The organism is Ampullimonas aquatilis (assembly GCF_049675895.1).
GTDB classification, from domain to species: Bacteria; Pseudomonadota; Gammaproteobacteria; order Burkholderiales; family Burkholderiaceae_D; genus Ampullimonas; species Ampullimonas aquatilis.
Genome location: NZ_CP183834.1, coordinates 2165776 through 2184908, shown reverse-complemented (window position 1 = coordinate 2184908; position 19133 = coordinate 2165776). Strand labels below are relative to the sequence as shown.

Genomic DNA, 19133 nt, shown 5'->3' with positions numbered 1-19133 from the left:
TTTCTCAATTGCCATGATATGACCTCCGTTCGGCGATACCAGCACGCAGGGCATCAAGAATGGCGTGAATGATCGAGCGTCGTAAATCGGGTTGCTGTGTCTGGCGCAATACCTTGGATAAATCGTGGGCTTGTTTGAAGTGATCGTTCATTGCTGACCCCCATCGTTCAAAAATTCGCCAGGGATTGCAAATTGGATATTGGCAGCAGCTTCATGGCTATTGCCACTTTTTTGATTGATGTCATTGGCTGCTCCTTAAGCGAAACTCTTACGAGCAGCCTCAAGCTTGGTGACAAGCTCTTTAATTTCTTCTTCAGACTTACCGGCGATTAATGCCGAAATCATCGCTTCTATTTCGGGGAGTGGAAAACCTACCGCTCGCAGCCCGAGACTAATTGGTCGTGGCCAAGTACCATTGGAAATTTTGTCGTAGAGTGTTGATCTTGAAAGTCCTGTTATTTTCTCGACTTGTTTCCGACGTAGTATGGTTAATGCTGTTCTTTGTTGCTCGATCATGCTGGCTCCTAAATGAAACTATCGGTAATCTCCGGGCTTCTCTGGAAATTGGTTTCATTTTGGCCTTGTGCAGCGTTACAAAAAACGAATTTCGAATAAACTAAGTTATTGATTATTAAAAATAATAATAATCTACGCAAAGAAAATTAAGTAACGATCATTTTTTATATGAGTGGGATCTATGCAAACCGCTTGGATTGAAAATCGGATGCTATCCGCTGGTGCTGCTGAGGCTGGTGCGGGCGTGTTTTTTAATTATGGTTTTACTTTGGCAAGTTGCTTTTTTTAAGGTTTTGCTTGTATCGAGTAATGGCTGTGGCGTACTTCTGGACAAGGCGATCTATTTCCCGACTTCTGGCTACTAAACTTATACCGTCGACAAATTTAACAAAGTCCTTTTCAATTTCACTTCGCAGCCAAGTTTTTAGAGTTAATTTTTTGTCGTCTAGCAATTCATAGAGTCGATGAAGTTCAGCAACAGCGAGAGCTTGATCATAATTTTTCTTCCTACCTCTTTTTTGTTTTTGCTTTCCAATTTTAGTTAGCGACTCTTCAATAACTTTATTTCTAATCTTGGTGATAGTACTTTTGTCAAAACCATTCTCAGTTGTTAAGGTTCTGATCTGATCGAGTTCAATTTTTAATAGTCGGTTTTCGAGTTTTATTTTTGAGTTTTCTAGAGCTACAGCCTTAATAAATTGCAAAAGTGCTTCACGAGAAAGTGATTCAAGGTCGGGGGCTTCTGAATCAAACCCGCGTTCATCTACTGGCATATCGCTCCTTCAAGCGAATCCTTCAAAAAATAAGGTCCCTCAGACAGGCCGGTGAAGGTTCCGGCTTTTCGCCCGCTAAAGCTAGTCTGAGGGGGTGCAACAGTAGGCGATTATTACTAAAGAACGAGTTCAGGAATAAACAGGTTGCGATTTAAATTTTTGGTTGGAACAAGCTCTTCATCTTCATGTAAGCCGCTTATCAATATAGACGCAAGTTGATCTATACGCGCAGCGATACCTCTAACGGCGAAATGATGGTCATTATCATCTTGAGGAGGAACGATGATAGGAAGCTGACGAGCCAATGAGGCAAGCTCCCATGCTGCTTGAAGACAAGCTGTTAGTCGTGCATCCGATAACACCACGCCCGAAGATTGATTTTCACTCATGGTGAACACCTTTCTTATCGTTGACTCGACGAAGTAGAAAACTCGCCTCGCTCGATATTCGAATTAGTCCTGCCAGTGTCTCTGCTGTGTTGGCAATGGCGAACATCAACTGAGGTAAGTTATGGTCTTCGTTAAAATAGCCGCTGGCATTACCGCCGATACTGCAGCCGATTCCTTCGGTTAGGCCATTCAATGCCTTGGCCATGTTAAACGCGTGATCCGATGCGCCTGCAAACCATTCCAGCTCTTTTTCGTTGAGAGAATCTTGAGTTCGGTACCATAGTTCAAGCATCACGCTTTCAGAACATGCGGGGCCTTCAATGCTTTTTTCGGGTTGTGTAAAATCGGCATCAGCCATGATTCAAACTCCTCTAAAGTTTGGTTTGTGGTTAGGCTGCATTGGTGCGTCAACACCTTTACAGCCGCTCAATGGGTCAGGAAACCGTCCTGACAGCGGTATTACCCTTTATTGCGGCTCAATATACTTGGCATGCAGCCGCTTGATTTCCAGCATAGCCCCAAGGAATGCAGGCACCCAGGCCGGTATTGGGGTGTGATCATTGGACCATCGGCTTGGGGTATTGCGTTCCACGCCTGCCTTCTCACAAAAATCGGATTGCTTCCATCCCAGCTCTGCAAGTGCGGCCTTAAATTCGTCTGCGGTCATTCATTCCCTTTTGTGGCTTAGGTTGGTGTAGTCATCATATCAATAATCTCTTAATACTGCAAATTATTATAAATAATGCAGCAATTTAACATAATGGACGTTATAGACAATTGCCTATATTTGTATAAATTGCCATTGCCCTAAGCGCCTTTATTCAAGCCGCTCTGAAAGACACCACCTTAGCCCCACCTTTTACCCCATCCAAATAGTTAGCCCAATGCTGCATCATCTGGGCTCTGGGCTGTAAGTAAGTGGCATGGTTATAAGCTGCACTGACTGCATTGCGCTCTTGGTGTGCCAATTGCAATTCGATATGGGCATGGTCAAAACCTTGTTCATGTAACAAGGTCGATGCCACGCCCCTAAAACCATGCCCAGTCATCCTGCCTTTGTAGCCCATACGCTCTAATGCCTTGAGGATGGTGTTATTGCTCATGGGTTTGGCAAAGCTGCGTTCACCAGGGAAAAGCAAACAGCCATGACCAGTGATTAAGTGCAGGGTACGCAGTATTTCAACCGCCTGGTCAGACAAGGGGACGATATGCGGAGTTTTCATCTTCATCCGTTCGGCTGGAATGTCCCAACGAGCCGCATCAAGATCAAACTCAGACCATTCAGCCGCAATGAGCTCGGTCGTTCTTACAAAGGTCAGTGCCATCAGCTTGATGGCCAGTCGGGTAATGGCTGCACCTGAATAGCCCTCGATCTTGCGGAGCAGGTCGGGCAGGTCTTTGCTGTCAATGCGGGCGTAATTGGTTTTCTTGCGAGAGGCCAGAATATCACTGGGTTTAATGTCAGTGGCTGGGTTGCGGCTGGCATAACCATGAGCAATGGCATACCTGTATATCTGTCCGACTGTCTGGTGAGCTCGTTTGGCAATATCCAGCGCCCCTCTGTCGGCAATTGCCTTGACCATGATGACCAGCTCGGGGGACAGTATGTCTGCAATGGGACGATACCCAATGGCAGGAAAAATATCTGTCTCAAGCCGTCGCCAAACATAGTCAGCATGGCGGGGGCTTTTGGCTATATGCCAGCCCTCAAACCAAAGTTTGGCTATGGTGGCAAAAGAGTTATCCGCCGCCGTCTTTTTGGCTTGCTTCTCATTCTTGCGCTCTGCCATAGGGTCGGTACCGGCATTGAGCTGTTTGCGGGCTTCATCCCGAAGGGTTCGGGCATCCACCAGACTGACCAAGGGGTACGCACCAAAGGACATCAGCTTTTCTTTACCCTCATACCGATACGACCAGCGCCACAGTTTGGAACCCGTCACCGTGACCCACAGGTAAAGACTACCCCCATCCCTCAAGGCATAGGCCTTGTCGGTTGGTTTGGCATTGCGTAGTGCTGCGTCGGTAAGTGCCACAAGTACCCCCTAAATAGGCTGATTTTCGAAGTACCCCCTACCGAAAATCAGAATACCCCTAAGAATACCCCTTGAAAAACGTGGATGTCAATGGACGCTATCGGACTAATCTGGATGAAAGAAATAAAAAAACCCGCATAAACACTGGGTTTGATGCGGGTTTTAGGACTTACTTGGACTACTTAGAACTGATCTGTGGCGGAGAGAGGGGGATTCGAACCCCCGATAGGCTATGAACCTATACACGCTTTCCAGGCGTGCGACTTCAACCACTCATCCATCTCTCCAGCAAGCCAACTAGTATAGCAATCCTGAGTGGATTTTTAAAGATGAATTTAAAAATGTCGTGCTGGGGCTGCTGAAAAAAGATTCCTTCATTCAAGCATGCCTGTCTAAAAGGGCTCAGTTAAAATGCAGTCATGAAAATATTGATCAGTAACGACGATGGTTATCAGGCACCTGGCATTATTGCCCTTTACGAGGCTTTAAAGCCAATTGCCGACCTGATGGTGATTGCGCCCGATGCCAATCGCAGTGGGGCCTCCAACTCATTGACACTCGACCGGCCGCTGACTGTGCATCAGGCTGCCAATGGTTTTCGTTACGTCAATGGTACGCCGACAGACAGTGTTCATATTGCCTTGACGGGTTTGTTGGATAGTCCCCCTGATTTGGTGGTGGCGGGTATCAATAATGGTCAGAATATGGGTGAAGACACGCTTTATTCTGGTACGGTGGCGGCTGCAACCGAAGGTTTCTTGTTTGGCATACCGGCTATGGCTTTTTCACAAGTTGACAAGGGCTGGGGACATTTAGAGGCCGCGGCACGAGTGGCCCGGGAAATGGTCGAGCGTTTTATGGCCAATCCATTATCTGGCCCAATTTTGCTGAATGTGAATATTCCCAATTTATCTTATGAGCAACTCCAGCCGACTTTGACGACGCGCCTGGGAAAGCGCCATTTGGCTGAACCTGTGATTAGGCAGACCAATCCGCGTGGTGAAGAAATTTACTGGATTGGTGCAGCAGGTGAGGTGAAAGATGCCGGCGAGGGCACCGATTTTCATGCAGTGGCGCAAGGTCATGTTTCGGTAACGCCGCTGCAGCTGGATTTAACCCATACAGCGCTACTAGGTTCGGTGCGCGACTGGCTTAACCCGGTTGCGGGTAAATAAGTATCATGACCAAGCGTTTTCCTCTGGATTTGTCGCAGCTTAACAAAAGCAAGAGTACGGCAGTGTCACAGACCGAAACCTCGGCTCAAACCACGACGCTCAAACCGCGTGGAAAAACAACATCCAATATGCAAGAGCTGCTGAGGCAGCAAGGTAAGTCTGGCTCTGCAGTTGGTCAATCATTTAATCGTCGTATTGTTGAACCACGAGTTGCGATGAATGCTGCAGTGCCGGCCAAGATTCAGTCACCAACAGGATTAGGGCTGACTTCGGATGCAATCCGCCTACGCATGGTTGATAAACTTAAAGTGCAGGGTTTGAAAGATCTCTTGGTCATCAATGCCTTGCAAACCGTGGTTCGTCATGCGTTCATGGATGCCGGTCTGGCCAATCAGGCTTATGAGGATGCGGCGTTGCCGATTGGTTTTGGTCAGACGATTTCCAAACCGTCGATTGTTGGGCGGATGATTGAACTCATGCGCAACGGCCGTTCTATGCAAAAGGTGCTTGAAGTTGGCACTGGCTGTGGTTATCAGGCCGCCGTTCTGAGTTTTGTGGCGGCCGAAGTTTATTCAATCGAGCGAATCGAAGGTCTGCATGAAAAGGCGCGGCAAAATTTGCGGCCGTTTCGTTTACATAATTTACGGCTGGCCTATGGCGATGGTTGCCTGGGTTTACCAGAGGTCGCGCCATTTGATGGCATCATCATCGCTGCAGCCGGGCTTGGTGTGCCGCCAGCGTTGCTGGATCAACTGGCGATTGGTGGGCGACTGATTGCACCCGTAGTGGAGGGGGATAGTCAACGGTTGATTCTGATAGAGCGTCAGGCCAATCGTGTCTGGCAAGAAACAATGCTTGATTCGGTGCGATTTGTTCCATTACTCTCTGGTGTGCATACTCAAAAGTAATTGCTCGGGCTGATTGAAGCCTGCCTGAATCACTGATCGCTTGCTGAGATGGCAATATGCCCGAATGCCTATCAAAATAAAGGACAACAGTTTGAATTTGATGAAACATAAAGCCTGCCCAGCCTGGTTATCAACTGCTGCCATGGTGGCTGTACTGGTCGTCTTGTCGGCCTGCTCTACGCCAATGACCTCAGCGCCAATTATTGATCGCAGTATTGATCGTAATACGCCTTTGCCCGCTTCGGTATTGCGCCCGGGCGCGGCTACGTCAGCTACACCTGGAGCTGGCAAAGGCGGTTTTCATACCGTTAAAAAAGGTGACACAATTTACCGGATTGCTCTGGACTATGGTGTCAACTATACCGACCTGCTTAACTGGAACAATCTGCAAGGCCCATCTGACCTCAAGGTCGATCAGGTATTGCGGGTAACACCGCCGGAAGGTGGCGCCGTTGTCTCTTCTGCGCCGATTCGCTCATCGGCACTGGAGGCACGTCCTTTGGGCAGTAATGGCCAACCTTTGAAGGGTGGGTCATTACCAGCTGCGCAAACCGTTGCGCCAACGGTTTCTACGCCAACCAGCAATACGACAACCCCGATTGTGGTTGCTCCTGTCGTACCGCCCGTTGCGGCACCGACTGTGCCTGCTACACCAAGTACAACGACCACGATTGAACCCATAGACTGGCAATGGCCGGCCAATGGCAAGGTGATTACCGAATTTGAAGAGGCCAAGACCAAAGGGATTGATATTGCCGATAAGGAGGGTTCCCCCATTTTTGCCGCAGCCGATGGCAAGGTGATGTTTGCCGGTAATGGGCCACGTGGCTATGGCAATCTGATCATCATCAAGCACAGCAATGGCTATCTGTCGGCGTATGGACATAACAAAGCCCTGTTGGTGAAGGAAGGTGAGACTGTCAAGAAATCGCAAAAAATAGCCGAGATGGGATCAACCGAAACCGATCGCAGCAAGCTGCATTTTGAGATTCGCAATCAGGGTAAGCCAATCGATCCGGCCAAGTTGTTGCCTGTCCGTTAATTGCCATAGCAAAAACTTTTCATTCAATCAAGCGAGCTGCCGTGATTCCTGTTCTGGTCTTTGACATTGAAACGATTCCGGATGTGACCGGCTTGCGCACCTTGCTTGATTTGCCTGCCGATATGCCCGATACCCAGGTGGCCGAGCAGGCTTTTGCAGCGCGTCAGGAAAAGACGGGCTCCAATTTTTTGCAGCATCATGTGCAACGAGTCTGTGCGATTTCCTGTGTATTGCGGGGTGATCGTGGTTTGCGTGTCAAGTCGCTGGGTAATTTGCAAAGTAGCGAAGGCGAATTGATCAGCGAGTTTTTTGATCTGATTGAAAAACACGCGCCGCAACTGGTGTCATGGAATGGTGGTGGTTTTGATTTGCCGGTCTTGCATTATCGGGGCTTGGTCAATGGTGTGGTGGCGAGCAAGTATTGGGACATGGGGGAGGACGACCGTGATTACAAGTGGAACAACTACATCAGCCGCTATCACATGCGTCATCTTGATTTGATGGACCTGTTGGCCATGTATAGTCCGCGTGCCAATGCCCCGCTGGATGATCTGGCCAAGCTCTGCGGCTTTCCTGGCAAGCTCGGCATGGATGGTTCCAAAGTCTGGGATGCTTATCAGGCTGGTGAACTGGCCACGATTCGCAATTATTGCGAGACTGATGTGCTCAACACCTATTTGGTTTATTGTCGTTTTCAACTCATGCGCGGCGGTTTTTCGCGAATTGAATATGATCAGGAAATTGCGCTGGTACGTGCAACCCTGGAGCAGGATTGTGCGACGGGCACCGCGCCGCATTTACAGGAATATCTCTCTGCATGGCAAGTCAGCAATCCGAATTGAATTCCTCGTCCCCATCGGCGGAAGAGGTGCCCATGACAACGGTCACGACTGTTAGTAATCCATCCGATCACTGGCAGATTGCAGCCGCATCCAGTGCCAAACTTGACGATTCAAATCAAGATGATGAGCGTCCCGGTACCTTAAAAATTGAATCATTGGATATGGAGGCACGGGGTGTCGCGCATGCCAATGGCAAGGTGATTTTTGTCGAGGGTGCCTTGCTCGGTGAGATAGTCACCTACAACACGCTGCGCAGCAAAAAAAATTACGAGATCGCCGAGGCTCTGCAAATCTCCAAGCCCAGCGTAATGCGTGTCAAACCACGCTGCGAGCATTTTGATTTATGTGGTGGTTGCAGTATGCAACACCTGGAAGCCACTGCGCAGGTTGCCATCAAGCAGCGCGTTCTGGAAGATAGTCTGGCGCATATTGGCAAGACCAAGCCAGAAACCATGCTGAGGCCAATTCATGGGCCCTTCTGGGGTTATCGTTTTCGTGGTCGACTGGCGGTGCGTTATGTGGCCAAAAAAGCCACGGTGCTGATTGGGTTTCATGAAAGAAAAAGCAGCTTTGTGGCCGATATTCATAGCTGCGCGGTCTTGCCACCAGCCTTGTCTGCTTTACTCATGCCGCTACGTGACCTGATCAATTCACTTACCATCAGGGAGCGGATTCCACAAATTGAATTTGGTGTGGGTATCAGTGACGGCAAGCTCACCATCGCCTTGGTGTTTCGCAATTTACAAGCTTGGCGCAAGGACGATGAGGCTCGTCTGAAGGTTTTTGCAGACCGTTTTGCAGTGCAAATCTGGCAGCAACCCAAAGGGCCGGAAAGCGCCTTTCTGTTTTACCCACAAGGTGTACAGCTCACTTATACCTTGCCGGAGTTTGGTGTCACCATGCCATTCAAGCCGATTGATTTTACTCAGGTCAATCATGCCATCAATCGCACCATGATCAGTCGTGCTTTGCGCCTGCTTGATGTGCAAGCCAATGAACGGGTGCTGGATCTGTTTTGTGGTCTGGGTAACTTTACTTTACCTTTGGCCACCTTGGCTAAATCGGTGGTCGGACTGGAAGGCCTGGAGAGCTTGACCCAACGTGCCAGGGACAATGCCGTGCATAACGGCCTCGCCAATAAGGTGGAATTTGCCGTACGTAATTTGTTTGAAATCACTGCCGAAGAGCTTGCTCGTCTTGGCTCCTTTGAGAAGATGTTGATTGACCCGCCACGGGAAGGTGCCCAGGCCGTGGCCAAGGCTCTTTCAGATTTGACGCGCGGTGGTTTTGCCGGTCTGCCCAAACGGCTGGTTTATGTTTCCTGCAGTCCTTCAACCCTGGCGCGTGATGCTGCCATTCTGGTCAATGAAGCAGGTTGGCGCTTGCGCAGCACTGGTATCATCAATATGTTTCCGCATACCTCGCATGTGGAATCAATTGCGGTGTTTGAGCCGCCGCAGAGACAGATGTGATCTGGTTGATTTGCAAATTTTCAATTAAGTAAGTTGTTATGAAATTAAATTTCAAATAATTGGCATGCAACTTTCCATTCGTTTACTAGGTTTTCTTTTTCTGGAATTGTGTTTGCAAGCCTGCTCTACCCGTACGGAAATTTTTAAAGAGACATCCGGTGTCATTGCAACGGAGAGCATTGCTCAGTTGGCGCCGATCACTTTGGGTGGTAGTGAGCAGTGGTTGTTGGTGCGTGGTGTCAATAAGAATAATCCTGTCCTGTTATTTTTGCATGGTGGTCCGGGAAGCCCATATATTGGTCTGGCGAATGCTTTTCAAAGCGAGTTGGAAAAACACTTTGTGGTCGTGCAATGGGACCAGCGCGGTAGTGGCAAATCGTTTCCCAATACGTCAGCTTCATCAATGACGGTGGCGCAGTTTGAAGCCGATACACATGAGCTGGTACTCTGGTTGCGGCAGCGTTTCCAGCGGGACAAGATTTATCTGTTGGGGCATTCTTGGGGCACGTATCTGGGTTTGGCCGAAGCGCAGCAGCATCCGGAAAATCTGTATGCTTATATTGGCACCGGACAGATGATTGATCTGGTTCAACAAGAGCAGTTATCGCACAATTTTGTGACTGAGCGTGCCAAGGTCGAGCACAATGAAAAGGCACTCAAACAACTTAGCGAGATAGGTGATCCCCCTTACAAAAACACGGTACAAGGTATGAATACCAAGTACTCATTGTTATGGGAATATGGCGGCATGTTAGAGGGTGAAACGGGCCCTTATCCCTTTGTGATGGCCATGCTCAAGGCAAAAGAATATAGTTTGCTGGACATTAGCCGGTTTGTTCGGGGCATGTCATTTTCATTGGAGCAATTGGCGAATAACGAAGGTGAAAATTTCTGGCGGTTGAAAGCGCCTGATCCGACCATTGGTTTTCAGGTGCCGGTTTATTTCATCACCGGTGAACATGATCATGTCACGCCACTGGTCTTGATTGATGCTTATGTCAGTGCGTTGAAAGCACCACAGAAAGGGTCTTTTGTTTTACCCAACGCCGGTCACTTTGTATTTTTTACGGATCCAAAACCGTTTGCCAGAATCATGACCCGGATTGTTGAAAACACATATCAAAAGACGCTTCCTGAGCCAATGTTGCCTTTACAGTCAGCTAAACAATAAGTTCATATTTCAATCATATAGTCGCCACTTAATATGCGGGTGAACGACTCGATAGCTATTTGGTACGACGGCTATCATTACTCGTCGCCAAGACAAGCCTTGCCACTGGTATTCAAATTTAAGAAGCAATTTCATTCTGCTCTTGATGTCATTCTCAAGGGTTACCGCTCAGCAATCGTATGAATCATCCACTCATGACAATAATGAGATAAATGCGGGCAAATTCCCTTGTGTATGGATGGTTAATCCCCTGTTCACTGCTAGCAAGGTTCACGTCTAATGGTGTTGGCAGTAAGCCAATAACAATTCAATAGGAGATACTGAAATGACTTTGCATCAGTTTGACGACAGCACCATTCAATGGAAACGATTTGGTGAGTTTGTACCGAGTTTTCACTTCAGTATTTTAAATATTGATGAGAAGCGAAGGGTGGTTGATGTCTTGTTTAAATTGCCCGCTAATGAACAGATCGTGTTGCATCGTCACCTGGTGCTTAATCACACCTTTGTGGTACAGGGTGAGCATCTGATTTATGAAACAGACGGCAAACTCCGCGAAAGAAGATCGACTGCCAGTCTGACAGTCTCGCCAGCCAGTGAGAAACCTCATCGTGAAGGTGGTGGAGAGCATGACACGATTGTTTATTTCAGCATTCGTCCGGACGATAAGGAGGATCTTTATGAGCTGCTTGATGACAACCTTCAGCCGATTGGCACGGTCACCTACCAGATGTTAGTGGATCTTTATAAAGGGCAATAAACTCAGACTGGGTATAGGTGTAAAGGTGGGGATGACGGCTGTGTTAATTGAGACATGGGATTCGGTTTATGTGGTTATCGTCTCACCATCTGACCTGATTGCAAATGGGAGAGGAAAGCTCAAGGATGCAGAATAGCTGTAATTCGCCCCTCATAAAACCTGCTGATTTTTAATAAATTAAAGGAGTATATTTAATAATTGGCTTGTTAAGTGCTAATATATTGCTTGTAAATAAATACACTTAGGGTGTATATTTTTAGGCGATGATGCTGGTCAACAGCGTATCAGAACAAAGAAGCTCGACAATGTTTTTGATGTAGCTGATTTGAATTTTCAATATTTGTTGTTTCAAACAGTTGGCTTAAAGCAAATCTTTTGAACTTGCCGCAGTCGTCTGGGTTGGGTTGCCATGATGACTGCGTAGTTTTTTGACCAGCCAGCCGAGGCCATGCTCCAGATCATCGACATAAGTAAAGACGGCGGGCACGACCAGCAGGCTTAGCATGGTGGAGGTGATCAGCCCACCAATCACGGCAATCGCCATCGGTGAGTTAAAGCTTGGGTCGGCCTTGCCCCAGCCCATGGCAACCGGCATCATGCCAGCGCCCATTGCCAAGGTAGTCATAATGATGGGGCGCGCGCGCTTGTGGCAGGCATCGACCAGGGCATCAAAGCGGTTCATCGGTGTGCCACCATGCAAACCTTCTCGTGCGACGATGGCGTATTCCACCAGCAAGATGGAGTTTTTGGTGACAATTCCCATCAGCATCAACAAGCCAATCAGCGATGGCATGGAAAAGCTGTTGCCAGTCAGCAGCAACAATACAAAGGCACCACCAATTGACAGCGGCAGGGCGGCCAGAATGGTGAGCGGTTGAAGAAAGTCATGAAACAGCAGTACCAGCACCATGTAGATACAGAGCACACCAATTGCCATGGCAGTACCAAAACTGGAGAAGAGTTCCTGCATCACTTCGGTATCGCCCGACTCAGCCAGTTGCACACCAGCAGGCAAGTTTTTCAGCGAGGGCAGTTGCAGCGCTTCGGCATAGACATCGCCAAGCTGGCGCTCACCAAGCTCCACATCGAGCGTGACATTGCGTAAGCGATTGAGTCGATCAATCTGTGCCGGACCACTTTCAATAGTCAGGCTAGCCACATTGGTTAGCAGCACGGCACCATTTTTACCTGGTACATACAGATGCGCCAGGGTGTCCAGATCAGTCCGTTGCGAGAGCGGTAGCTGTACGCGGATAGGCACCTGACGTTGCGCCAGATTGAGCTTGGCCAGCTCCATATCATAGTCACCCGAGGTGGCAATGCGCAGCGTATCGCTGATGCTGGCGGCAGTCACACCCATATCAGCGGCACGTGCAAAGTCGGGACGTACGATAATTTCGGGTCGTACCAGGCTGGCGCTGGAGCTGATGTTGCCGACATTATTTAATTTCCGAAGATCCTGTTCTACTGAGTGTGCGGCTTCGGCCAGGCGGGCAGGGTCATCACTTTTCAATATCAATTGCATCTTGGTGCCAATTTCGGCCGTACCGACAGTCACCTTGACGCCGGGTTGATCAGCCATGCGGGTGCGAATTGCTTTTTCAATGGCGCTGAGTCGATAAGGCCGCTCACTGTGATGAGAGGTGCGTACCGTCAGGACGGCGCGGCGTGCTTCCGCCGCTGCACCAGGAGAAAAGCCGTCACCGCTGGAGCCACCACCAATCGAGCTGAAGACATGTTTGATGTCGCTGATGTTGGCCAAAGCCAGTCGAGCATTTTCGGCCGCAATACGCGTCTGCTCCAAAGATGAACCGGGGGGCAGTTCAATATTGATATAGGTCTGCATGCGATCTGATGCTGGCACAAAGCCCTTCGGCAGCAATGGGATCAAGGCCATCGACCCGACAAAGAACAGGCCGGCAGCCAGACAGGTGATCAGCCGATGTGACAAACACCAGCGCACGCTGTGCAAGTACCAGCGCATCACACGACCATCCTGTTCTTCATGATGCTGACTGTCTTTCATCATGTAGGCGGCCATCATGGGTGTAATCAAGCGGGCGACCAGTAGCGATGCCAGAATCGCCAATACCGCCGTCCAGCCAAACTGTTTGAAAAATCGTCCGGTCACGCCCGACATGAAAGCAGTGGGCATGAACACTGCCACCAGAGTAAAAGTGGTGGCAATCACTGCCATGCCAATTTCATCAGCGGCTTCCATGGCGGCCTGATAGGCACTCTTGCCCATGCGCAGATGACGTGAAATATTTTCAATTTCGACAATCGCATCATCGACCAGAATTCCGACCACTAATGACAAAGCCAGCAAGGTAATGCCATTGAGTGTAAAACCGAGCATGGCCATGCCTAAAAAGCAGGGAATCACACTGAGTGGCAGCGCCATGGCCGACACAAAGGTGGCGCGGTTATCGCGCAAAAAGCACCAGACCACAATCACGGCGAGCAAGGCACCTTCATACAGCAAGGTCATTGAGCCATCAAAACCTTCTTTGATGGCGCTGTCGTTTTCAATGGCTTCGTCAATTTTTACATCAGGGTATTGATTGCGTAATTCAACAAAAGCCTGACGCACACCACTGGCAACAAGCACTTCACTGGCGCCGCGTGAACGGGTTACTTCAAAGGCCACAACCGGCTTGCCATCGTAGAGTGCCAACGAACGTCGCTCGCCGGTGGTGTCATGCACATTGGCAATCTGGCTTAAGCGAATCTGTCTGCCATCGGGCAATGCCATGTCCAGATTGGCCAGTTCTTCGGCGGAAGCCGTGGTGGCCACGGTCCGTACGGTTTGTACCACGCCACCCACATCACCTCGACCCGCGGGTGCTTCGAGTTGAGCTTGCCGTAACTGGCGCGATATATCCAGTGCGCTGACTTTGAGTGCTGCCATACGGATCGGGTCAAGTTCGATCCAGACTTCGCGTGTCAGGCCGCCTACGCGTTTGACTTTGCCGACACCTTTGATGGCCAGCAGACGGCGGGCAATCGCATCATCCACCAGCCAGCTCAGGGCTTCTTCATCAAGTTGGTCTGACGCCACCGTACCGGTGATGACGGGCAAGCCCGACGTGGTGATCCGGCTGACGATGGGTTCACGCAGGTCTGCCGGCAAATCGGCGCGAATCTGGCTGACAGCACTGCGCACATCACTTTCGGCTTCAGTCAGATTTTTTTCGAGTTCAAATTCAATCGCAATGGTGACTTCACCATCGAGTATGGTGGTGGTGATTTTTTTAATGCGTGACAGGGTGGCAATACTATTTTCAAGCTTGCGCGCCACTTCGGTTTCGAGTGTGGCTGGTGCGGCACCGGGCAATTGCGCGCTGACTGTGACTACCGGCATTTCCACATCGGGAAAGTCCTGAATACCCATGCTTTTAAAGCCGAGCAGACCGGCCAGTGTCAGCAGCAAAAACAGCAGAATCGCTGGAACGGGATGTTTGATGGAGAGCGAGGAGAAATTCATGCCTTGCCTAGTTTTCCTGGTTTGCCTGATGTTTTGTCTTGCTGCCGCACGTGGCTTGGCAAGGTAGCAGGGGTGATTAATATGACAACGTAATAGAGAACGCTTTGTGACGATGCCTTGTTAGGTACTTAAGGGCAAGTCAAGACTTGATGATTGGTGCATCAACGCTTGACTGGTTCGCTGACCGTTGCGGCATTATTGATCTTGACCAGGTCACCATCATTGAGAAAGCCTGCACCGTTGAGTGCCACGATCGTACCCTCGGGCAGACCGGCAATGATTTCAACCTGCTGATTGCTTCGTCGGCCAATCTGTACCTTGAGGCTGCTCACATGATTATCCGGCTTAACCTGATACACATAATGAAAACCATTGCGCATCACCAGGGCTTGCTCGGGCACCGTCTGCGCATTGCTCAGGCCAAGCTCAAATTCACCGCGGGCAAAACTGCCTGCTTTATAACCTTGCACACTGGCGGTGGGTGGCAAGTCCACGTACACCAAACCAATCCGGCTTTGTGCATCAACAGTCGGCGCGACCATGCGCACCTTGCCAACGATCTTATTGGCATTGCTGGTGTCGCTGCTATCGAGTGACAGTCTGACCAGCTGACCAGGACGAATCCGTGTGAGCTCACTGGCCGTGACTTCGCCATGCCATTCGAGCCGATTTTGGCGAATCATGCGAAACAGCTCCTGGCCAACCCCAGGCACGCTGCCCAGCGCGGCACTTCGTGCGCTGATCACACCGTCATCGGGCGCATTGATTTGGCTATGACGCAAGCGTAACTCCTGGATTTTGAGTTGCGCCTGGGTGGCCGCCAACCGTGCCTTGGCGCTGGTCTCAGCGGTCAAATATTGACTGATCTGTTGTGCACTCAAGGCACCACTGGCTTGCAGGATGCGCGTCCGCTCGGCATTGGTACGAGCTTCTGCAAGCGCTGCATCGGCTTCGGCCACCGCTGCTTTTTGCTGAGCCACGTCGGCCTGCACCGAGGCCGCATCAAAGCGCGCCAAAACCTGACCACGTTTTACATGGTCACCAATATTGACGTTGAGTTCAGTGAGCCGTAAGCCATCGACTTCGGCACCAATGATGGCTTCCTGCCAGGCGTTGATATTGCCATTGGCGGTCAGGCGAATGGGTAGTGAGCTACGTTGTGGCGTGACGGTGGAAACCACCATGGCGGGCTTGGCTGGCGCAGCAGCTGGGTTTGCCTTGTCATCAGCATGGGCGCTCATCGTCAAGCTGGCCAGCAAGATGGCCAGCGACAGTGTTGTATGGCGCATAGTGAGACGCGAAGTGAAGTGAGGAGGCATGAAATATCAGTCAGATCAATCTAGGGTGAGCGTGGGATGATGCCGGGTAAGTTTAATCGGCCAATGCGGCTTGATCACCATTGGGTAATTCATTGGCCGCATTGGCCTGCCAACCGCCACCCATGGCGCGATACAGGGCAATCCAGCTCAAGACCTGATCTTGTTGGACAGTCAATGCGCTCATTTGGGCGTTAAGGCTCAAACGACGTGCTTCCTCCAGATCCAGCAGACTGGCCATACCGGCTTGCTGGCTGGCCTGGGTGGCTTGCAAAGAGCGGCCATAATCACGTGCAGTGTCTTTGCTCAATTGCTCGCGTGCAGCTAATGATTGCAGACGCACCAATGCTTCTTCCACTTCACGCACGGCATCGCGAACTTTTTGCCGATAGGTTTTTTCAGCAGTCAGATATTGGGCTTTGGCCACTTCAACATTGGCTTCACGTTGCCCACCATCAAAAATTGGCAGGGTCAGGTTGGGGCCAATCGACCAGGTACGGGCGCCAAAAGTCTGGCCACCGGTAGTCAAGCGGATTGGTGCGATATAGCCTGACAGCGTCAGGATGGGCAGGCGCTGTGCTTCGTTGTAGCCAATATTGGCACTGGCGCTGGCCAGCTCACGCTCGGCAGCCAGCAAGTCGGGGCGCTGAGCCAGGGTATCGGCGGGGACTTTGCTGACAGTCAGCTGGCGCGGCGCTGGCAAATTGGCTTTGGCTGGGCCGAGCAGGGTGCGCAAGTCGTTTTCGTCAATGGCGGTCAATGCGGCAATGGCTTTGACTTGCACTGTGCACTGCAACTCCTGATGGAGCAGGTTGCTGGCAGCTTCGTTGGCTCCGGCTTGTGCCAGCGCGACATTGGCCGGTGACTGAAAACCTGCCTCACCAGCCAGTGCGGTGAGTCGTGCAGTTTCGGCACGGGAACGCGCTTCTTCGGCAATCAGTTGTACCAATCGCTCGCAATGCCGATATTGCACATAGGTCTGGGCGGTTTCTGCTGCCAAGGACACGCGTGCGTCATGCCAGTGGGCGGTCGTGGCAGTCAACGAGGCATCCGCAGCTTCACGCTGACGTGCCAGACTGCCAAATAGATCAATTTCCCAACTGGATTGCAAAGCAGCACGATTATTGGTGCTCAAGAACATCGGTCCTAAAAAGCTGACTGCCGAGCGGGTGGAGGACAGGTTGACATCCAGTGAGGGCAAATTGGCCATCCCTGCGACCGTGGCTTCACCGCGCGCCTGCACAATTTTGGCGGTTGCGTCGGCCAGCGTCGGGCTTTGCTCCTGGCTGGCCTTGAGTAGTTGCAACAATGCTGGGTCGTTGAATTGCTGCCACCAGTCATTGAGTTGCGCAGAATCGGCCTGATGTGCAAGGCGACTGCTGTCTGCATGCCATTGACTGGCCAGAGTTTTGGTTGCTGGCGCTTGATAGTCAGGCCCCAGTCTAATCAGCCCACAACCTGTTAGCGGTAGCGCTATCAGGCAGAGTGCTGCCAAGTGCCAGCTTACATGTGATGGTCGGGAGGTACCAGCAAAATATGGGCGAATTGTGTTGTGCAGTAGTGGATAGAACATGTCTGTAATAACCCTTGGCAGTCAAACCTATCAAATATCTATTTTTTGCCGATTTTAAGGGAGTATCACAATAAATGGTATGTCTTAGGTACACAAATACAATCTGTTTTACAGATACAGGCAGGGGGTAATAAAAAAGCCGGGATCAACCCGGCTTATAAGCGACCAGATGGGCTGGTCGGGGATGCAAAAACTTAATCGCGGTCACCACCCACAATGCCAAAGATGGCAAGCAGATTGGCAAAGATGTTGTAAATGTCCAGATAAATTCGCAGGGTGGCGCTCACATAGTTGGTTTCACCGCCATTGACGATACTCTGCACGTCATAGAGGATGTAAGCCGAGAAGATGGCGGTGGAGATGACTGAAATCGTCAGCATCAGGGCTGGCAGTTGCAGCCAGATATTGGCTACTGAAGCTACAATTGCCAGGATCAGGCCAACAAACAGCCATTTGCCCAAGCCGGAAAAATCACGTTTGGACACGGTGGCAATGGTGGCCATCACGCCAAAAATGGCAGCTGTGCTACCTGCAGCCATCATGATGATGGTGCTGCCATTGCGATAGCTGCCCAAGGTCATGCCGATCATCGGCGCCAGCATCAAACCCAGGAAAAAGGTAAAACCGAGCAGTAAAGCGACACCAATGCCACTGTTTTTGAATTTTTCAATGGCAAAAATAAAGCCCATCGCAATCGCCATAAACAGAATAAAGCTCATGAACGGGCTGCCACCCATCAGATTGATATTCATGCTCACACCCAGCCAGGCACCCAACATGGTGGGAAGCATGGACAAGGCCAGGAGCCAGTAAGTGTTGCGCAAAACACTATTGCGTACCGCCACGCCCGTGGCACCGCCATAGGAGTAGGGCTGGTTGCTTGGTAAAGGATTATTCATAGATTCCTCGAATTGGCTAAAAATAAAAAACTGAGACAGAACTTTGCGGTGCATTGATGAATCCCAGACTTATCTTACATGGGCAATCTCTCAGAATTTGATTGGAATGCCATTATGACTTGCTTTGCTGGTTTTTGGTTCCCAAAGCATTGGTATCAAATTTCAACCGAATTGGGATTGTCAGTCAGACTGTCATCGTGAGCTGCTAATGTCGTACTGCATGGCAACAACGGCATGCTAGAATTGAGGGTTACATTTGGAAGTAATCTCTAATTGTATTTTTTAGCACAATTATTCTTTGCAATTATCTTACAACTCACATTTTCATCATTATTTTTCGGAGTATTTATGGCCATCGAACAAACCCTGTCCATTATCAAACCAGATGCAGTTGCCAAGAACGTTATTGGTCAAATCTACGCCCGCTTTGAAGGCGCTGGCCTGAAAGTGGTTGCTGCACGGATGGCGCAACTGTCACGTGCCGAGGCAGAGGGCTTTTACGCTGTGCACCGTGAGCGTCCTTTCTTCAAGGATCTGGTTGATTTCATGATCTCCGGTCCAGTGATGATTCAGGTTTTGCAAGGCGAAGGCGCGATTCTGAAAAACCGTGATCTGATGGGTGCCACTGATCCTAAAAAAGCGGCACCCGGTACCATCCGTGCTGACTTTGCTGATAGCATTGATGCCAACGCTGTGCATGGTTCCGATGCTGAAGAAACTGCGAAAAACGAAATCGCTTATTTCTTTCCAGCATTGAATGTCTACGCACGTTAAGCA

Annotated in this window: 19 protein-coding genes and 1 tRNA gene; 8 read left to right on the top strand and 12 right to left on the bottom strand. The window is 50.1% G+C overall.

Translation table 11 applies throughout. The features are described 5' to 3' along the window. Nucleotides 1–4 precede the first annotated feature (4 nt). The 8 genes from ACMYR3_RS10120 to ACMYR3_RS10085 form a co-directional block, all read right to left on the bottom strand. A complete protein-coding gene (locus ACMYR3_RS10120; protein WP_424191835.1) occupies nt 5–151 on the bottom strand; it encodes a hypothetical protein in 147 nt (48 codons plus the stop codon). 104 nt (nt 152–255) lie between these two features. Continuing rightward, nucleotides 256–516, bottom strand: coding sequence for a helix-turn-helix transcriptional regulator (locus ACMYR3_RS10115; RefSeq protein ID WP_424191834.1), 261 nt, complete (start codon nt 514–516; stop codon nt 256–258). A gap of 263 nt (nt 517–779) precedes the next feature. Then, a complete protein-coding gene (locus ACMYR3_RS10110; RefSeq protein WP_424191833.1) occupies nt 780–1289 on the bottom strand; it encodes a hypothetical protein in 510 nt (169 codons plus the stop codon). 116 nt (nt 1290–1405) lie between these two features. Next, entirely contained in the window at nt 1406–1678 is a 273-nt protein-coding gene (locus ACMYR3_RS10105; RefSeq protein ID WP_424191832.1) for a hypothetical protein, read from the bottom strand. Then, on the bottom strand, nt 1671–2036 hold the full coding sequence (locus ACMYR3_RS10100) for a hypothetical protein (RefSeq protein WP_424191831.1): 366 nt from the start codon (nt 2034–2036) through the stop codon (nt 1671–1673). The genes ACMYR3_RS10105 and ACMYR3_RS10100 overlap by 8 nt, the downstream gene beginning before the upstream one ends. A 108-nt stretch (nt 2037–2144) precedes the next feature. Then, entirely contained in the window at nt 2145–2345 is a 201-nt protein-coding gene (locus ACMYR3_RS10095) for a hypothetical protein (RefSeq protein WP_424191830.1), read from the bottom strand. 154 nt (nt 2346–2499) lie between these two features. Further along, nucleotides 2500–3711: a tyrosine-type recombinase/integrase gene (locus ACMYR3_RS10090; protein WP_424191829.1), complete on the bottom strand. Its 1212-nt coding sequence runs from the start codon at nt 3709–3711 to the stop codon at nt 2500–2502. A 196-nt stretch (nt 3712–3907) separates the two neighbouring features. Then, nucleotides 3908–3998 (bottom strand) — tRNA-Ser (locus tag ACMYR3_RS10085). 132 nt (nt 3999–4130) lie between these two features. On the opposite strand from ACMYR3_RS10085, the gene surE reads away from it, so the two are divergent. The 7 genes from surE to ACMYR3_RS10050 all read left to right on the top strand — a co-directional run bounded on the left by surE (nt 4131) and on the right by ACMYR3_RS10050 (nt 11081). Next, nucleotides 4131–4886 carry a 5'/3'-nucleotidase SurE gene (gene surE, locus ACMYR3_RS10080; protein WP_424191828.1) on the top strand — a complete coding sequence of 252 codons (756 nt, stop codon included), beginning with the start codon at nt 4131–4133 and terminating at the stop codon, nt 4884–4886. Nucleotides 4887–4891: 5 nt separating this feature from the next. Beyond that, nucleotides 4892–5794 (top strand): protein-L-isoaspartate(D-aspartate) O-methyltransferase, encoded by a 903-nt coding sequence (locus ACMYR3_RS10075; protein WP_424191827.1) that lies wholly within the window; start codon nt 4892–4894, stop codon nt 5792–5794. A gap of 100 nt (nt 5795–5894) precedes the next feature. Further along, the gene (locus ACMYR3_RS10070) at nt 5895–6836 is read left to right on the top strand and encodes a peptidoglycan DD-metalloendopeptidase family protein (protein ID WP_424196460.1); all 942 of its coding nucleotides are present in this window, start codon (nt 5895–5897) and stop codon (nt 6834–6836) included. A 41-nt stretch (nt 6837–6877) separates the two neighbouring features. Continuing rightward, nucleotides 6878–7678, top strand: a complete 801-nt coding sequence (locus tag ACMYR3_RS10065; protein ID WP_424191825.1) for a 3'-5' exonuclease — start codon at nt 6878–6880, stop codon at nt 7676–7678. After that, nucleotides 7675–9150 carry a 23S rRNA (uracil(1939)-C(5))-methyltransferase RlmD gene (gene rlmD, locus ACMYR3_RS10060; RefSeq protein ID WP_424191823.1) on the top strand — a complete coding sequence of 492 codons (1476 nt, stop codon included), beginning with the start codon at nt 7675–7677 and terminating at the stop codon, nt 9148–9150. Before ACMYR3_RS10065 ends, rlmD begins: the two co-directional genes overlap by 4 nt. 64 nt (nt 9151–9214) lie before the next feature. Then, nucleotides 9215–10321, top strand: coding sequence for an alpha/beta hydrolase (locus tag ACMYR3_RS10055; RefSeq protein ID WP_424191821.1), 1107 nt, complete (start codon nt 9215–9217; stop codon nt 10319–10321). Between the two features lie 325 nt (nt 10322–10646). Next, complete coding sequence (locus ACMYR3_RS10050) at nt 10647–11081, top strand: regulator (protein WP_424191819.1); 435 nt, start codon at nt 10647–10649, stop codon at nt 11079–11081. Between the two features lie 361 nt (nt 11082–11442). On the opposite strand, the gene ACMYR3_RS10045 is transcribed toward ACMYR3_RS10050, so the two are convergent. The 4 genes from ACMYR3_RS10045 to ACMYR3_RS10030 form a co-directional block, all read right to left on the bottom strand. Continuing rightward, a complete protein-coding gene (locus tag ACMYR3_RS10045) occupies nt 11443–14568 on the bottom strand; it encodes an efflux RND transporter permease subunit (RefSeq protein ID WP_424191818.1) in 3126 nt (1041 codons plus the stop codon). A gap of 161 nt (nt 14569–14729) precedes the next feature. Then, nucleotides 14730–15887: an efflux RND transporter periplasmic adaptor subunit gene (locus ACMYR3_RS10040; protein ID WP_424191816.1), complete on the bottom strand. Its 1158-nt coding sequence runs from the start codon at nt 15885–15887 to the stop codon at nt 14730–14732. A 52-nt stretch (nt 15888–15939) separates the two neighbouring features. Beyond that, nucleotides 15940–17457: an efflux transporter outer membrane subunit gene (locus tag ACMYR3_RS10035; protein WP_424191814.1), complete on the bottom strand. Its 1518-nt coding sequence runs from the start codon at nt 17455–17457 to the stop codon at nt 15940–15942. A gap of 194 nt (nt 17458–17651) precedes the next feature. After that, nucleotides 17652–18356: a Bax inhibitor-1/YccA family protein gene (locus tag ACMYR3_RS10030; RefSeq protein ID WP_424191812.1), complete on the bottom strand. Its 705-nt coding sequence runs from the start codon at nt 18354–18356 to the stop codon at nt 17652–17654. Nucleotides 18357–18704: 348 nt separating this feature from the next. Between ACMYR3_RS10030 and ndk the strand changes: the two genes are divergently transcribed. Next, entirely contained in the window at nt 18705–19130 is a 426-nt protein-coding gene (gene ndk / locus ACMYR3_RS10025) for a nucleoside-diphosphate kinase (RefSeq protein ID WP_424191810.1), read from the top strand. Nucleotides 19131–19133: the final 3 nt, after the last annotated feature.

Bases quoted from the DNA above. Each gene is read 5' to 3' on its own strand.
- ndk (WP_424191810.1), top strand. From the start codon at position 18,705: ATGGCCATCGAACAAACCCTGTCCATTATCAAACCAGATGCAGTTGCC.
- ACMYR3_RS10110 (WP_424191833.1), bottom strand. From the start codon at position 1,289: ATGCCAGTAGATGAACGCGGGTTTGATTCAGAAGCCCCCGACCTTGAA.
- ACMYR3_RS10040 (WP_424191816.1), bottom strand. From the start codon at position 15,887: ATGCCTCCTCACTTCACTTCGCGTCTCACTATGCGCCATACAACACTG.
- ACMYR3_RS10055 (WP_424191821.1), top strand. From the start codon at position 9,215: ATGCAACTTTCCATTCGTTTACTAGGTTTTCTTTTTCTGGAATTGTGT.
- ACMYR3_RS10095 (WP_424191830.1), bottom strand. From the start codon at position 2,345: ATGACCGCAGACGAATTTAAGGCCGCACTTGCAGAGCTGGGATGGAAG.
- ACMYR3_RS10030 (WP_424191812.1), bottom strand. From the start codon at position 18,356: ATGAATAATCCTTTACCAAGCAACCAGCCCTACTCCTATGGCGGTGCC.
- ACMYR3_RS10050 (WP_424191819.1), top strand. From the start codon at position 10,647: ATGACTTTGCATCAGTTTGACGACAGCACCATTCAATGGAAACGATTT.
- ACMYR3_RS10035 (WP_424191814.1), bottom strand. From the start codon at position 17,457: ATGTTCTATCCACTACTGCACAACACAATTCGCCCATATTTTGCTGGT.
- surE (WP_424191828.1), top strand. From the start codon at position 4,131: ATGAAAATATTGATCAGTAACGACGATGGTTATCAGGCACCTGGCATT.
- ACMYR3_RS10115 (WP_424191834.1), bottom strand. From the start codon at position 516: ATGATCGAGCAACAAAGAACAGCATTAACCATACTACGTCGGAAACAA.
- ACMYR3_RS10120 (WP_424191835.1), bottom strand. From the start codon at position 151: ATGAACGATCACTTCAAACAAGCCCACGATTTATCCAAGGTATTGCGC.
- ACMYR3_RS10045 (WP_424191818.1), bottom strand. From the start codon at position 14,568: ATGAATTTCTCCTCGCTCTCCATCAAACATCCCGTTCCAGCGATTCTG.
- ACMYR3_RS10100 (WP_424191831.1), bottom strand. From the start codon at position 2,036: ATGGCTGATGCCGATTTTACACAACCCGAAAAAAGCATTGAAGGCCCC.
- ACMYR3_RS10075 (WP_424191827.1), top strand. From the start codon at position 4,892: ATGACCAAGCGTTTTCCTCTGGATTTGTCGCAGCTTAACAAAAGCAAG.
- ACMYR3_RS10105 (WP_424191832.1), bottom strand. From the start codon at position 1,678: ATGAGTGAAAATCAATCTTCGGGCGTGGTGTTATCGGATGCACGACTA.
- ACMYR3_RS10070 (WP_424196460.1), top strand. From the start codon at position 5,895: ATGAAACATAAAGCCTGCCCAGCCTGGTTATCAACTGCTGCCATGGTG.